Annotated in this window: 10 protein-coding genes; 3 read left to right on the top strand and 7 right to left on the bottom strand. The window is 68.4% G+C overall.

Annotated elements, in window-relative coordinates; translation table 11 throughout:
- Positions 1-55 precede the first annotated feature (55 nt).
- The 3 genes from ACJ8AT_RS02045 to ACJ8AT_RS02035 form a co-directional block, all read right to left on the bottom strand.
- A complete protein-coding gene (locus ACJ8AT_RS02045; protein ID WP_407735820.1) occupies positions 56-982 on the bottom strand; it encodes a DUF692 family multinuclear iron-containing protein in 927 nt (308 codons plus the stop codon).
- Positions 983-1,015: 33 nt separating this feature from the next.
- Complete coding sequence (locus ACJ8AT_RS02040; protein ID WP_407735819.1) at positions 1,016-1,447, bottom strand: hypothetical protein; 432 nt, start codon at positions 1,445-1,447, stop codon at positions 1,016-1,018.
- Between the two features lie 101 nt (positions 1,448-1,548).
- On the bottom strand, positions 1,549-3,951 hold the full coding sequence (locus tag ACJ8AT_RS02035; protein WP_407735818.1) for a TIGR02266 family protein: 2,403 nt from the start codon (positions 3,949-3,951) through the stop codon (positions 1,549-1,551).
- A gap of 170 nt (positions 3,952-4,121) precedes the next feature.
- Between ACJ8AT_RS02035 and guaB the strand changes: the two genes are divergently transcribed.
- Positions 4,122-5,579, top strand: coding sequence for an IMP dehydrogenase (gene guaB / locus ACJ8AT_RS02030; RefSeq protein WP_407735817.1), 1,458 nt, complete (start codon positions 4,122-4,124; stop codon positions 5,577-5,579).
- Between the two features lie 48 nt (positions 5,580-5,627).
- Here the strand turns inward: guaB and ACJ8AT_RS02025 are convergent, their stop codons facing one another.
- Complete coding sequence (locus ACJ8AT_RS02025) at positions 5,628-6,260, bottom strand: hypothetical protein (protein ID WP_407735816.1); 633 nt, start codon at positions 6,258-6,260, stop codon at positions 5,628-5,630.
- Between the two features lie 70 nt (positions 6,261-6,330).
- Between ACJ8AT_RS02025 and guaA the strand changes: the two genes are divergently transcribed.
- Positions 6,331-7,923, top strand: a complete 1,593-nt coding sequence (gene guaA, locus ACJ8AT_RS02020; RefSeq protein WP_407735815.1) for a glutamine-hydrolyzing GMP synthase — start codon at positions 6,331-6,333, stop codon at positions 7,921-7,923.
- Positions 7,924-7,957: 34 nt separating this feature from the next.
- The gene (locus ACJ8AT_RS02015; RefSeq protein WP_407735814.1) at positions 7,958-8,752 is read left to right on the top strand and encodes an endonuclease/exonuclease/phosphatase family protein; all 795 of its coding nucleotides are present in this window, start codon (positions 7,958-7,960) and stop codon (positions 8,750-8,752) included.
- 3 nt (positions 8,753-8,755) lie between these two features.
- On the opposite strand, the gene ACJ8AT_RS02010 is transcribed toward ACJ8AT_RS02015, so the two are convergent.
- The 3 genes from ACJ8AT_RS02010 to ACJ8AT_RS02000 all read right to left on the bottom strand — a co-directional run bounded on the left by ACJ8AT_RS02010 (position 8,756) and on the right by ACJ8AT_RS02000 (position 15,550).
- Positions 8,756-12,232, bottom strand: a complete 3,477-nt coding sequence (locus tag ACJ8AT_RS02010; protein WP_407735813.1) for a protein kinase domain-containing protein — start codon at positions 12,230-12,232, stop codon at positions 8,756-8,758.
- 21 nt (positions 12,233-12,253) lie between these two features.
- Entirely contained in the window at positions 12,254-13,363 is a 1,110-nt protein-coding gene (locus ACJ8AT_RS02005; protein ID WP_407735812.1) for a hypothetical protein, read from the bottom strand.
- Positions 13,364-13,465: 102 nt separating this feature from the next.
- Positions 13,466-15,550, bottom strand: a complete 2,085-nt coding sequence (locus ACJ8AT_RS02000; RefSeq protein ID WP_407735811.1) for a S46 family peptidase — start codon at positions 15,548-15,550, stop codon at positions 13,466-13,468.
- Positions 15,551-15,670 lie beyond the last annotated feature (120 nt).

The following is a 15,670-nucleotide window of genomic DNA, read 5'->3' as shown; positions in this document are numbered from 1 at the left end:
GAGATCGCGACCCGAGGCCCGCGCCTCCACCAATTGCCCGAGGGCATTCTGCCAATCACGCAGCGCCACGGCTCGGGGTCTCCTGGCTCGTCCGAGGGTGCTTGTCCCAGATGGCGCGAGCCCGCTCGAGCTGGCGGCCCACCTCGTCCGGGCCCAGCCGGGTCTCCTCGAGCAGCTCGTAGCTGATGCCCGCCAGGTTGGGAGCACGCGGCACCAGCCACTCCAGCAGCTCCCAGACGGGCTCGGGCACGATCTCGCTGTGCACGTCCATCAGGAAGCCATCGTGCGTGCCGCCGCCCGCCACGTGCACCTGGATCACCCGATCCAGCCGCAGCCGGCCGAGCGCCTCGAGCGCGTCGAAGCCCAGGTTCCGGGCGTTGCAGTGGAAGTTGTACAGATCGAACAAGAGCCCGCAGCCCGAGCGCTCCGTGAGCTCGTTGAGGAAGGCGATCTCATCGCGCCCACCCTCCGAGGGCAGCTCGGGCAGGTAATAGGTGAGGTTCTCCAGCAAGAAGGGCACGCCGTAGCGCCGCGTCAGCTCCGCCGCGCGTGGCACGAGCACCTGGAGCGCCTCCTCGGTGAAGGGCATGGGCAGGACGATCCCCGCATGGAGCACCTCACCGTGGGGCTGCTCCGCCGTCATGAAGCCCAGGTGCTCGCTGTGCCAGAGGAAGGGCCGCCGCGCCTGGACTGTCTCCAGCAGCTCCAGGTACGCCGAGTCCCAGCCGTGCACCGAGCCGATGGACAACCCCAACCCATGGACGACGAGCGGGTGGGCCTCGGTGTCTCGCAGCGCGCGCTCCAGCAGCTCGGGCTGGGGGACGAGGCGCCGCGTGGGACCGCGCCCGTGCTCCTGGCACAGCACATCCGGGCTGAGCTCGAAGAAGTCCACGAGCCGTTGCCCTGCCTGCATCAAGGCAGGGCTGTTGGGCAGGTACGTCAGTCCAACTCCGAGCCGGGGGGGCGGGATGAAGTCAGCCATCGATGAGTTCCTCCCGCCTCCGGTGGGCTTGCGCTACCGGCTGGGGGGGACCGCGGGGGCGTCCTGGATGATGACCGCCGAGTCCACGTCCTTGCTCAGGTAGGCCACCTCGATGTGGACGTCCGAGATGGGGAAGGGGCCGTTCGGATCATGCGGCACGCCGCCGAGTCCGCAGTTGGGGCAGCCCGACGGCTGGAAGGTGTCGTGGATGAGCTGCCAGATGCGATCGAGCGAGGCGGGGTTGTTCTTGTTGACGAGAATCCTGACCGAAGTGGGCCCGCTGGCCGGGAGCGCCGTATCGCCGCAGAGCGCGTTCGGAGTGGCGGCCTCGGCCTTGCCGACGCTGGCGGCCAGCCCGGCGGCCACGGTGCCCGTCATCACGGTCTTCATGAAGGCGCGCCGATTCGCGGCAGCAGGCTCCGGCTGCGAGTTCGAGACCTCGGGCTTCTTCGACTCATTGCTCATGGGGGCTCCGGGTGAGCTGTCGGAAATGACAGCGAGTGAACCCTAGTTCACTCGAAGAAGAAGCCGCAATGAATAGAACTCCCGAACACCCCGCCGAGTCCTCACCGGCGCCCGAAGAGCCCCTTGAGCCAGCCCACCACGCCCGCCTTCTTCTCGGGAGGAGGCATGGCCGACGGGTGCGGGCCCTTGGCGGCGCTCGAGGCCGCGGCTTGGGACTCGGGCGGCTGTTCCTGGGCCAGCCGCGCCTTCACGGCCTCCGGCGTGTCCCGGGTGCTGAAGGTGCTGGAGATCTCCTTCCCCGTCACGTTCTCCTTGGCCGTCACCTTGAGCAGCGACTCGCTGTTCACCTCGAAGGTGATCGTCACCCGCACCTCGCCGCGCGGGCGCTTGGGCAGGCCCGTGAGCTTCATCGTCCCCAGGAACTCGTTCTCCGCCGTGCGATCTGATTCTCCCTGGAAGATGCTCACCTCGAGCTCGGTCTGCTGATCGCGGCTGGTGGACAGCGTGTACGTCTTGCTCGCGGGCAGGGGCGCGTTGCGCTCCATCACGTGCTTGAAGCGCCCGCCCGGCAGCCCCACTCCAATGGCCATGGGCAGCACGTCGATGAGGGTGACGCCCTCCTTCTGCCCCAGGCTGTGCGCCAGCAGCGCCGCGCCCAGCGCCACCGCCTCGTCCGGGTGCACGTTCTTGGTGGGCGGCTTGCCGAAGAACTGGGTGATCTTCTCGTGCACCAGCGGGAAGCGGCTCTGGCCTCCCACCAGCACCACCTCCTGGATGTCCGCCGTGGCCAGGTTCTTGGCCTTGAGCACCTCGTCGCAGACCTCGAGGGTGCGATCCACCAGCTTCTCGGTCAGCTCGATCAGCTTCTTGCGCGTGAGCGTGACGTCCAGATCGTACGGCGTGTTGTCGATCATCGTCACGAACGCCACGTGGATGCGCATGTCCGAGCGCTCCGACAGCGCGCACTTGGCACGCTCGGCCGCGTCGTGGATGCGCTGCATGGCCACCCGGTCTCCCTGGAAGGCCTTGCCCGTCTGCTTCTGGAACTCCTCCAGCAGGTACTCGACGATGGCGTTGTCGAAGTCGATACCGCCCAGGAACGTGTCACCGCCGGTGGAGATCACCTCGTAGACGGTGTCGTGCAGCTCCAGCACGGACGCGTCGAAGGTGCCGCCGCCCAAGTCGTAGACGAGGATGCGCTGGTTGAGCTTGCGCCCGTAGCCGTACGCGAGCGCCGCCGCGGTGGGCTCGTTGAGGATGCGCTCCACGTACAGCCCGGCCAGCTGCCCCGCCTCGCGCACCGCCGTGCGCTGGTTGTCGTTGTAGTACGCGGGCACGGTGATCACCGCCCGCGAGATGGGCTGGCCGATCTGGTTCTGGGCGACCTCCTTCACCTCGCGGAGGATCAGCGCGGAGATCTGCTGCAGCGAGAAGACGCGATCGCCCAGCTTCACCGCCGCCTCGCCGTTCTCTCCGGGGGCGACCTCGTAGTGGAAGCGATCCTTGATGTGCTGGACGATGGGCGAGTCGTACGCGCGGCCCACCAGCCGCTTGGCGCCGTACACCGTCTGGCGCGGGTTGGTCAGCATCTGCCCCTTGGCGGGGTGGCCGACGATCATCTTCCCGCGCACGTTGAGCGCCAGGATGGAGGGCACGGTGTTGTGGCCCTCGCGGCTGCGCAGCACCTCGGGCTTGCCGCTGCGCACGTAGCCGGCGCAGGAGTTCGTCGTGCCCAGATCGATCCCGATGATGGGACCTTCGCGCTTGGGCTCCTCCTTGGGGGGCTCGAAGGCGGGCGCGTGGGGAACCGTGGAGGCGTTGGCCGAGATGACCGGCGCGTGGCTGCCACTGGGCCGATGCGGAGCCGCCTCGGCTGCTGGGGCGGGGGCGGGCACTGCCGGCGTCGGGGGCTCGGGAGGAACGGGAGGAGGCGTTGCCTGCGGGGCCGCCGTCGTGGGCTGGGCAGGGGAGGGGGCCGCCGGAGCGGAAGGCGCAGCCTGCTCAGGCGCGGGAGCCACCGGGACCGGAGTCTCGGGCGGCTCTGGCTGCGCGGCGGGAGCTGGCGGGGGCGGCTCTGGCGCGGCAGCCACCAGCGGAGGGGGGGCCTGAGGCGTAGGTGTGGGTGGGGTCGTGTAGTCAGGAGCCCCTACGCCTGGAGGAACGGGGGGCGCCATTGCCTGCCCGTGGGGCAGAGAGGCGACGGAGGTCTCCAGGAAGCGCTTGGTCTCCGGATCGAGCGTGAGGAAGCGCAGCCCCATGCCGGAGATGCCCTGGCCCTGTTGCCCGGTAATGAACTCGACCACGGCGGACGCGTAGATGATGCGCGCCCCGGTGGAGAGCTTGAGATCCAGGGTGACAGGCGTCCCCGGCGGCTTCACCGTCTTGGAGCGCAGGTAGATACCGCCCCGGCTGACGTTGGCACCGTACTTCGCAAGGAACTCTTCCGGGGTGGCAAAGGGCAGCTTGACCACCAGCCCGATCGCTCCCTGATTGGATTCCGTCAAAGCCTCATCCCGAACGTGAGGGGTAGGCCTGAGTATCGCCTGAACCCACGGGGAACGGGCATCAAAACAGTCGACAGGTGGCTGCTCGGGACCGTTGCGAGCCCGTTTCCAGGCGCGTATGGAAGCGAATCCGCCGGGCGATGACGCCCCGCGACGCTCCGGGAGCCCTCATGCTGAACCCCGAAGTCCGGCTCGCGCTCACCTTCGATGACGTGCTGCTCTTGCCCGCCGCCAGCTCCGTCATCCCCCGCGATGTCGAGCTGTCCACGCGATTGACTCGCAACCTGCGCCTGAACATGCCGCTGTTGTCGGCGGCCATGGACACCGTCACCGAGGCCCGCACCGCCATCGCCATGGCGCAGGAGGGGGGCATTGGCGTCATCCACAAGAACATGACGCCCGAGCAGCAGGCGATCGAGGTCCTGAAAGTCAAGAAATTCGAGAGCGGCATGGTGGTGGACCCGGTCACCACCGAGCCCGACGCGCCGCTGTCGCGGGCCCTCGAGCTGATGCGCCAGCACGGTGTGTCCGGCATCCCCGTGGTGAAGGGCAAGAAGCTGGTGGGCATCGTCACCAGCCGCGACGTGCGCTTCGAGACGAACCTCTCGCAGAAGGTGGAGCAGGTGATGACGCGCAAGCTCGTCACCGGGCGCGAGGGCATCCCCCAGGCCGAGGCTCAGCAGCTGCTGCACCAGCACCGCATTGAAAAGCTCCTCATCGTCAACGAGGAGTTCGAGCTCAAGGGGCTCATCACCATCAAGGACATGGAGAAGCGGCGCACCAACCCCTACGCGGCCAAGGACGCCAAGGGGCGCCTGCTGTGCGCGGCCGCCGTGGGCGTGTCCGCGGATCGCGAGGCCCGCATCGACGCGCTGCTAAGGGCCGGGGTGGACGTGATCGTCGTGGACACGGCGCACGGGCACTCGAAGGGCGTGCTCGAAGGGGTGCGCGACACGCGCAAGAACTTCAAGGGCTTCGAGCTGATCGCCGGCAACGTGGCCACCGCCGAGGGCACCCGCGCGCTGATCGAGGCGGGCGTGGACGCGGTGAAGGTGGGCATCGGGCCGGGCTCCATCTGCACCACGCGCGTGGTGGCCGGCGTGGGCGTGCCGCAGATCACCGCCGTGGATGACTGCGCCCGCGAGGCGGACAAGCACGACATCCCCATCATCTCGGACGGCGGGATCAAGTACTCGGGCGACATCGTCAAGGCGATCGCCGCGGGAGCCAGCTCGGTGATGATCGGCTCGCTCTTCGCGGGCACCGAGGAGGCGCCGGGCGACGTCATCCTGTACCAGGGCCGCAGCTACAAGAGCTACCGGGGCATGGGCTCGCTGGGCGCGATGAAGCAGGGCGCCAAGGATCGCTACTTCCAGTCGGAGGTGGACGCGGTGAAGCTGGTGCCCGAGGGCATTGAGGGGCGCGTGCCGTACAAGGGCACCCTGCCGATGAACATCCACCAGATGCTGGGCGGCATCCGCAGCGGCATGGGCTACGTGGGGTGCGTCAACATCGAGGAGCTGCGCCACAAGGCCCAGTTCGTGCGCATCACCTCGGCGGGGCTCAAGGAGAGCCACGTGCACGACGTCATCATCACCGAGGAGGCGCCCAACTACCGGGTGGAGTAGGGCGCCACGAGGCGGGGCCGGGGAGGCTCCCCCGGCCTCGGCTGCCTGCTACTTGCCGCCGCGCCGCCGGCCGCCGCTGCTGGTGCCACCCGTCTCCTCAGCGGCAGCGGGGGCCGTGGAGGTAGACACCTTCTTCTCGGCGTTGGCCACGCGGTTGAGCAGGTTGTCCTTGTCGTCCGGGGCCAGCGTCTCGATGGCCTGCCGCAGGGTGTTGAAGTCCAGCCGGGCGATGGTGACGGTGTTGCCGCCCTTGATCTCCTGCACGGTGGGCACATCCACCAGCTCGCGCATGTAGGTCTCGAACTCCACCCTCACGTCGGCCGTCTGCTGGATGCAGACCTCCTTGGCGCCGACGATCTTGTCAGCGCCCTCGCGGTACTGCAGGTCCGGGTTGCGCGACATCGCCTCCTCGAAGGTCTGCGTGCGCTTGCGCAGCGAGCCGTAGAGGGTGATGTAGTCCATGAGCCGGTCCGTCTCGGGCCGGTTCACGTTGCGCGCCTTGGCCAGCTCCTCGCTGGTGTTCTCGCAGGAGAGCTTCTCGAGCTCGCCGGCCTTGGGGGTGTCCTTCACCGCCAGGTTGCCGGTCTCCCGGTCCAGCCGTTCATCCGAGGTGATTTCCCGTGCCGCACAGCCGGTGACGGACAGGAAGAAGACAGTGGCAGCGACGGACAGGCGATGCATCCAGGACCTCGGGAGGGGCGGGGCTGACAGGTGGGGTTTTAGCGGTTGATCTCGGAAAGTTTGTAGCGGTATGGGCCGGGCTCCGTCAACGACACCCGGGGAGAAGTTCGTGGATATCCATGCTGAGAAGATCCTGATTCTCGACTTCGGGAGCCAATACACCCAGCTGATCGCCCGGCGCGTCCGGGAACTAGGCGTCTACTGCGAGATCCACCGCCCGGATCTGGCCGAGGAGCACATCCGCCGCTTCGCGCCGCGCGGCATCATCCTCTCCGGGGGCCCGGCCTCGGTGGAGGCCGAGGGCTCGCCGCGCTGTGATCCCTATGTCTTCCAGGCGGGCGTCCCCGTGCTCGGTATCTGCTACGGGCTGCAGCTGCTGGCCAAGCTGCTGGGCGGCCGAGTGGATCGCACGGCCCACCGCGAGTATGGCTCGGCGGAGGTGGAGGTGCTGGCCTCGCGCGGCCCGCTGTCCGAGTTCCACCCTGGCGATCGGGTGAAGGTGCTGATGAGCCACGGGGATCGGGTGGACACGCTGCCGCCGGAGTTCGAGGCGATCGGGCGCAGCGGCAACTCGCCGTTCGCGGCGGCGGCCCACAAGTCGAAGCCGGTGTATGGGCTGCAGTTCCACCCCGAGGTGGTGCACACCCCGCAGGGCAAGGTGATGCTGAGGGCCTTCCTGTTCGGAGACTGTAAGGTGAGCGGCTCCTGGACGATGAAGGGCTTCAGCCAGGAGGCCGAGGCGGCGATCCGCCAGAAGGTGGGCGAGCACGGGCGGGTGATCTGCGGCTTGTCCGGCGGGGTGGACAGCTCGGTGGCGGCGCTGCTGCTGCACCGGGCGATCGGGCCCCGGCTGCAGTGCATCTTCGTGGACAACGGGCTTTTGCGGCAGGGCGAGCGGGCGCAGGTGGAGGCGCTCTTCGTGGATCGCTTCCACGTGCCGCTGAAGACGGTGGACGCGCGGCAGCGCTTCCTGTCGAAGCTGGCGGGCGTCACGGATCCCGAGAAGAAGCGGAAGATCATCGGCCGCGAGTTCATCGCGGTGTTCGAGGAGGCGGCGCGCGAGGTGCACGACGCGGAGTTCCTGGCGCAGGGCACGCTCTACCCGGACGTGATCGAGTCGGTCTCGTACAAGGGCCCGTCGGTCACCATCAAGAGCCACCACAACGTGGGCGGCCTGCCCGAGCAGATGAAGCTCAAGCTGGTGGAGCCGCTGCGAGAGCTGTTCAAGGATGAGGTGCGCGCCCTGGGCCGCGAGCTGGGCCTGCCGGACGAGATGGTGAGCCGGCAGCCGTTCCCGGGGCCGGGCCTGGCCATCCGCGTGCTGGGCGAGGTGACGGAGCCGCGGCTGGAGCTGGTGCGCCGGGCGGACGCGATCGTGCAGGAGGAGATCCGCCAGGCCGGGCTCTACACGGAGGTGTGGCAGGCGTTCGCGGTGCTGCTGCCAGTGCAGAGCGTGGGAGTCATGGGCGACGAGCGCACCTACGAGTCCACCTGCGTGCTGCGCGCGGTGACGAGCGTGGACGGGATGACGGCGGACTGGGCGCGGCTGCCGTTCCCGGTGCTGGAGCGCATCTCCACGCGCATCACCAACGAGGTGCGTGGCATCAACCGCGTGGTCTACGACATCTCCTCGAAGCCCCCCGCCACCATCGAGTGGGAGTAGGGTCAGGCGCGTGCGGCGAGGCGAGGAGGCGACCGTGACCCTCAAGGTGATGACGTTCAACGTGCTCTTCGGAGGACAGGAGCGGTTCGACGCCATTCTCGCTCTGCTGGCCCAGGTGCGGCCGGACGTGCTGGTGCTGCAGGAGTGCCTCTGGTGGGAGACAGGCGACCGGCTGAACCAGGTCGCCTCCGCGCTCGGCGTGCCGGCCGACGCCTCCCACGTTCACCTGGGCACTTCCCGGCCGCGCGGCAGCGGCCGGCGCTACCACGTGGCGATCGCCAGCCGCCGTCCCCTGCGAGGGATCCAGATCCACAACGATCCGCGCCAGATCGGCCACTGTCTGGTTCAGTGCCAGTTCGACTCCGGCGAGCCGGTCACCTTGTTCGGCACGCACTACGACGCGCATGACGAGAACGCACGGCTCGTCGAGGCCCGCTACCTGTGCGATCTCCTTGAGCCGCTCACCTTCCGTGAGGGCCTCTACCTGCTCGCGGGCGATCTCAACTCGCTGTCGCACAAGGATCCCTATCCCTCGGACCTGAACGATCGGCTGCTGGCGGCGGGCACGGACAAGTACGGCCACCCGCCCAGGTATTGGGCGATGGATGCGCTGGAGGCCTTTGGCTGGATCGACACGCTCTACCACCGGCAGCGGCCCGCGCAGTGGGTGACGGCGAGGCGCCAGAACAACGGCGTGGTGATCGACTACCGCACGGACTACATCCTCGCCTCGCCCCGGATGGCCGAGCGGCTCATCAGCGCCGAGGTGCTGGACGTGGGCGAGGCCTCCGATCATCAGGCGATGGTGGCCACCTTCCGCGAGGGGTGAGCCCTACGGGCTCTTCGGGGCGGCGCTGCCGGTGTCCGCCCGGAGCGTCTCGCGCAGCCAGGCCTGCAGCGCGGTGGGCTCCAGGGGCAGATCATCGGGCCACAGCCGCACGGTGCCATCCCGGCTGGCCGAGGCCACCGTCCTTCCATCCGGAGAGAACGCCACCTGGACGACGCCGTCGGTGTGGCCCTGGAGCACCCGGCTCTCGCCGCTCTCCACGTCCCACACGCGCACGGTGCGATCGTCGCTCGCGGTGACCAGCCGCTTGCCCTCGGGCGACCAGGCAAAGTGGTTCACCTGGTTCAAGTGGCCGCGCAGCACTCCGCGCGCCTCGCCCGTCCGCACGTCCCACAGGCGCAGCGAGTTGTCTCCCTGGCTCGAGCTGACCATCCGCTGTCCGTCCGGCGAGAAGCCCACCGCGAGCACTCCAATACCGCCGACATCGATCCGCCGCCCCTGGCCCTCGGGCATCTCCTGGAGCCAGAGCGTGTGGTCCTTGCTGCCGGAGACCAGCCACCGGCCATCGTGGGAGAAGGCCAGCGCGACGATCAGATCCTCGCCGAGGTGCAGCGGGCGGCCTTGTCCGGTCTGGAGATCCCACAGCCGCAGCGCGTTGTCCTCGCCGCCCGAGACGAGGAACCGTCCATCCGGCGAGAAGGCCAGGCAGAGGACTCCCTTCAGGTGCTGCCCCAGCTTTCGCTCCCGCCCCGTGCTGGGATCCCACAAGCGCACGAGCCCATCGGCGCTGCCGATCGCCACCCACTTGCCGTCGGGGGAATACTCCAGCGCGCGGATCTCATGGGCGGAGATGGGGAGCGCCTGCAGCTCCCGGCCCGTGCGATCCCACAGCCGCACGGTGCCATCATCTCCTCCCGAGACGATGCGATCTCCCTCCGGAGAGGACCGCGCGAGCGGAACCACGCCCCGGTGGCCCCGCATCTCCACGGCTCCTCCGCCCGAGGGACTCCACCGGCGCACGAGCCCATCCGCGCCCGAGGAGATCAGCGTCTTTCCGTCCGCGGAGAACTCCAGGGAGAGCACCGGCCCCACGTGCTGCCCGATGATCTGGAAGGGGTTGGCTCCCACCGGGTACAGCCGGGTGATGCCGTCCACGCTGGCCACGGCGAGCCGCTGTCCATCCGGAGAGAACGACAGCGACGTCACCGCATCCTCGGCCCCACGCAGCGCGCGCCCCTGGCCGGTGTTCACATCCCACAGCCAGGCCAGGCGATCCCGTCCGCCCGTGGCCACCCAGCGGCCATCGGCCGAGAAGGCGAGCGGCGCCGGAGGTTCCTTGGAGCCTTCGAAGACACGGGCGGCGCCAGTGGCCAGATCCCACAGCCGCACGGTGCCATCCAACGAGCGCGAGGCGAGCTTCGCCCCATCCGGAGAGAAGGCCACGGAGTAGACGCGGTTGGTGTGGCCGTCGAGCACGCGCGGCTTTCCGGTGGCGGTGTCCCAGAGGCGGACCTTTCCATCGGCGCAGCCCGTGGCGACGAACTTTCCATCGGGAGAGAAGGTGACCTGGAAGGGCTGGGCCGGGTGGGTGCCGAGGCTCTGGCTCTCGCCGGTCTCCACGTCCCACAGGCGCACCGTCTTGTCGTCCTTGCCGATCGTCGCCAGCCGTCGCGAGTCTCGCGAGACGTCCAGGCTGGAGACCCACCCCTCATGCTTGCCGAGGCGCTGGCCCTTGCCGCCCGGCACGTCCCAGCGCCACACCTCGCCATCCATGCTCGAGGTGAACACGTGCTGGCCATTCGGGGAGAAGACCACTCCAAGGATGGGAGCGGCATGGCCCTGAAGCACCTGGCGCTCGCCGGTCTCCACATTCCACAGCCGCAGTGTGCGGTCCTTGCCCGTGGTGGCCAGCCACCGGCCATCCGCCGAGAAGGCGGCGCGCCACACCTCGTCATCGTGCGAGCCCAGCAGGCGCATCTCGCCGCTGCGCGCGTTCCACAGGCGCACCGTCCGATCATCACTCACGGTGGCCACCCAGCGGCCGTCCGGAGAGACGCTGACGAAGTTCACACCCTTCGTGTGGCCGCGCAGCAGCAGGGCCAGCCCTCGGGCTTCGGCGTCCGCGGCGATGACGCGCGCCGTGCCCCATTGGGTGAAAGACGGAGACAGGGTGACAAGCCACTCGAGCGCCTTGTTGGGGAAGCGCTCCACCGCGGCGCGGGCCTCCACCAGGGTGAGCTGATCGGCGCGCACGGTGGCCTCGCGTGAGGCCGCTTCGGCCTCGGCCTGCTTGTGCTCGGCCCGATCCCTCTCCGCGACGATGCGCCGCACGCTGAGCGCTCCGATCGAGCCCAGCGCCGCCAGCGCGATGCCCGCCACCGCGACCACCGCCCGGTTGCGCCGGACGAAGCGCTTCAGCAGATCCAGCCGCGAGTAGTGGTGCACCCCGACGAGCTGCCCCGTCAGGAAGCGCCGCAGATCCTCCGCCAGCTCCTGGGCCTTCGGGTAGCGCTTGGCCAGATCCCGGGCCATGGCGTGGTTGACGATGGCCAGCAGCTCCTCCGGAATTCCCTCCTGCCGGTTCTCCAGAGAGGGTGGGGGACCGGCGATCACCCGATCCAGCACCTCGGAGGCGCTCCCCCCGCCATAGGGGCGGTGACCGGCCAGCAGGTGATAGAGGATGGCTCCCAGCGCGTAGACATCCGCGCGCTCGTCCACGGGGCGCCCCGCGGCCTGCTCGGGAGGCATGTACGCCGGCGTCCCCAGCACGATCCCCGCCAGGGTCTGGTTCGACTGGCTTCGGGGGAAGCTCGGGGTGGCGATGTCCGACGAGAAAGCGGGCTTCGGCGGAGCCTCGGACGCAGCGGAGGCAGCCCCCTCCGGGGAGAGCTCCTTGGCCAGCCCCCAGTCGATGACCACCGTCTCGCCGAACTCGCCCACCAGGATGTTGGCGGGCTTGAGATCGCGATGGATGATCTTCTGGCTGTGCGCGTAGGCCACCGCCTCCGCCACGGCGAGCACGTGGGGCAGGAGCGCCAGCCGTTCGCCAAAGCTCTTCGTCTCGGACAGCCTCTCATCGAGCGAGCGGCCAGAGACGAGCCGCATCGCATAGAAAGGCTCACCGTTGGACCAGCGTCCCGCCTCGTAGATGGGGACGATGCCGGGGTGCTGGAGGCGAGCGGTGACCAGCGCCTCATTGAGGAAGCGGCCCTCGTTCGGGCCCTGGGGATCCAACAGCTCCTTGAGCGCCACCGGCCGGCCCAGCCGCACGTCTCGGGCGCGCGAGATACGGCCGATCCCACCGCGAGCGAACACGCCCTCGACGACATAGGTCTGCTTGTCCACCACCGGCAGGTGCTGGGTGCCTGGCGAGGCAGGGGAGGAGGGCGAACCCGCCTTCGGGCTAGCCCCGGAGATGAACGTCCCCGCCAGATCCAGCGTGGCAGGAGTGTCGGCCGAGGAGCCCGGCTTGGGGGCGCTCCCCTCCGGTTTGGGGAAGGGATCTTTGCTGGAGTCGCTCATGTCCCTCCCCTCGGGTGGTTCTTACTGCTGCGGTGCCTGGGCGTCGACCAGGATGCGGTGCCGGTAGAGCTCCACCAGGATGTCGTCGTGCAGATCCGCCTGTTTCTCCTCGCGCAGCCGTTGGCGCACGGCCTCCACGGGCTCCTTGCCGGTGAACTCCACCAGCAGGGCGTAGGCCGCTCCCGGGAGCGCCACCGCGTCGAACTCGCTGTAGGACGCCAGGGCGATGCCGCCGTCCGGGAGCCACTGGATGGTGGCGCTGGGGTTGAGCTTGAGGCTCTTGGGGAGCTTGGGCGCGGTGGCGCTCTCGTGCAGCCGCTTGAGGATGGACAGCTCCACCACGCCATCCAGCCCCAGCAGGTTCTCGAACTCGTCGGAGGACAGGGCGCGGACGATCTCGTAGCTGCGCCGATAGAACTCCGCCTCGCGCCCCACCCACGGGTGCCACAGCTCGGCATAGTCCTTCTCGGGCAGGGGCTTGTCGTCGAGATCCTCGATCGTCAGCGGAACGGTCGCGGCGTCCGCCTTGTCCTTGCCCTTGAGCACGTAGTCCGGGAGCAGCTGGAGCAGGGCGTAGCGCGAGAGCTGGATCTCCGCGAGGGTGAGCCACGTCTTCAGCGTCATCCAGAACTTCCGGCCATCGGCGCCCGCCACGTACTTGCAGAAGTACGTCGAGCACACCGCCTCGCGGTAGCGCCAGATGGTGCACAGGCCGCCCTTGGACTCGTAGTAGGGGCAGCGCAGGGCCTCGGCGCGGCCGAACGCCTGGCGCGAGCTCGAATAGAGGAGGTTGTAGCGGGTGGGCGCCTTGATCCACTGAGGGTTCACGCCGACGCCCCGAGCGATCTTCTCTTCGATGCGCCGCCGGCCCTCGGCCATGGCGGGGTCCTCATCCGAGAGGATCGCGCCCACCAGATAGTTCGGCAGGCGCGGGTGGTAGGTGCAGCACTTGGTGTCCGGCCGGAAGAAGCGGTTCACCCCATCCACGGACTCGATGCGGATCGGGTTGGCGGCCTCGCACATGGCGCACGAGGAGCACGTGGCCTTGGTCTCGGCGGGAATGGGCCCCTGGAAGAAGGAGGGGAAGAGGTTCCGGTAGAGGGTGGGCAGGCTGTCGAGGATCGAGGGCATGAGCGGGTTCAACCCCATCCTACATACAAATAAAAAAGAGAAGAGGCTGCCCGGGGTGAGCCGGACAGCCTCTCGGACTTCAAGGGGTGAGCGCGGACGGGCTCAGCGCGCCGGCTTCGCGTTCACGCCCGGCTGCTTGCTGGGGCGCAGCTCGTCGATCACCCGCGTGGCGCCGTACACCTTCTGCAGCGCCTCGAGGATGGCATCGCTGTGGACGGCGACGGTGCGGTTCACGCTCTCGTCGAAGCCGAAGTCACCGCCGAGCGACTGGATGTTGCCGTCGAACACCAGGCCGACGATCTCCGCGTTCTTGTTGATCATGGGAGAGCCGGAGTTGCCGCCGATGATGTCGTTGGTGGTCACGAAGTCCATCGGGGTGGTGAGCTTGAGCTTGCCCTTGGCGTCCAGCCACGACTTGGGCAGGGCGAACGGATCCTCGCCCGTGTGGCGCTCGAAGGTGCCGGACATATAGGTGATGGGGCTCACCTTCTTGCCGTTCTCCATGTAGCCCTGCACCGCGCCGTAGGACACGCGCGGGCTGAAGGTGGCGTCCGGGTAGACGTTGGTGCCGTACACCTCGAACTTCGCCTTGGCCACCAGCTCGCTGTTCTTGCGGATGACCGACTCGATGTTCTCCTCGAAGTTCTTGCGCACCGCGCGCGAGTCCGGCTCCACCAGCTGGGCCAGCTTGATCATCGGATCCTGGGAGGCGGCGATGGCCTGCTTGCCACCCTTGAAGAGCTGCTCGCGGACCTTGGGATCCCGCAGCTGGGTGCCGTTCACCACGCGGGTGGCCAGCGTCAGCGGGGACTCCTTGCCCAGCACCTTCTTCACGAACGGGTGATCCGGGCCCAGCTCCTCGCGCAGCTTGGTGAGCGAGAACTCCAGCCGGGCGATCTCCAGCTCCGGGTAGATGGGGGCGGGGCTGAACAGCTGGGCCTTGAAGGCCGGCTGGTTCGCGTCGTTGTACTCGCGCAGGCGCTCGCCGTTGGGCTTGGGCAGCTCCTCGGAGGCGCGCACCAGCGACTTGGCGATGTTGAAGAGCTGCGAGCTGAAGCCCTGGCCCTGCTCGAGGTAGTTCAGCTCCGTGCGGATGTTCTTGAGCTGCTCCTCCGCCTTGGCGATCTCGTCCCAGGCCGCGCCGTACTTCTTCTTCATCTCGGGGTTGGCGGCCACCTTCTGGCGCAGCGCCTGCTCGTCGGCGACCTTCGAGGCGAAGAACTTCTTGTCCAGCAGCGCCTCCTCGCGGCCCTTGATGGCCTTGAAGGCGTTCTCCACGCCGAACTTCATGTTGTTGGAGGTGCGCTGCTGCTCGGGGCCGCGCTTCTGGTACTCGTTGATCATGCCGCGGAACTCGGCCAGCGCCATGAGCTGCTTGGGCATGGCCACGTCCCGCTGGTACTCCAGCTCGGCCACCGTCAGCCCGCGCGAGGTGCGGCCCGGGTTGCCGGAGACGAAGGTGAGCTCGCCCTCCTTGGCGCCCGCCTTGGACCAGGGGAAGTAGTTCTCCGTCGTGGCCGGCTTGCCGTCCTGGTAGACGCGCACGAAGGAGACGTCGAGATCGTACCGGGGGAACTCGAAGTTGTCCGGGTCGCCGCCGAAGAAGGCGATGGCGTGCTCGGGGGCGAACACCAGGCGCACGTCCTGGAAGCGGCGGTACTTGTAGAGGTTGTACTGGCCGCCCTGGTAGAGCGTCACCACGTCACAGCGGACCTCATCGCTGGTGGCGCACTCCTTCTCCACCTTGGCCATCTCCGCCTTGAGGGTGTCGGCGTACTGCTTGCCCGTCAGGCCCTGGGTGGCCTTGTTGAGCCGGTCGGTGACGTCCGTAATGTCGGTGAGCTGGTTCACCTCCATGGCCGGGCACTGGACCTCTTCCTGCTGGCTCTTCGCGTAGAAGCCGTTGGCGATGAAGTCCTTGTCAGCGGTGGAGAGCTGCTCGACACAGCCGCGGGCGCAGTGGTGGTTGGTCATCACCAGGCCGTTGGGGGAGACGAAGCTCGCCGAGCAGCCACCCGCCAGCCGCGCCGAGGACAGGCGCACCTTGTCGAGCCACTGCTGCGAGGGCTCGAACCCATACTTCTCCTTCACCTTGGCGGCGGGGAAGTTGTTATACGTCCACATGCCTTCGTCAGCGAGCGCGGGGAGCGCGCTCACGAGCGCGGCAACGACGACCAGACGCTTCATTTGAAAGGTTCCTTTCCGGGAGCCAGGAGTGCGCGCGTTCTGCGGGAAGCCCTGGCCTCGGTCAAGTAGGGAAAATTCCCGGCCCCTGAACGGGCGGGCGGGCATTTGATTTCCGAGTCC

Origin of the sequence: Hyalangium sp. (assembly GCF_045802625.1) — a bacterium.
Classification (GTDB): Bacteria; Myxococcota; Myxococcia; order Myxococcales; family Myxococcaceae; genus Hyalangium.
The sequence above is the reverse complement of the archived record's forward strand: the minus strand, read 5'-3'. Positions and strand labels throughout refer to the sequence as shown.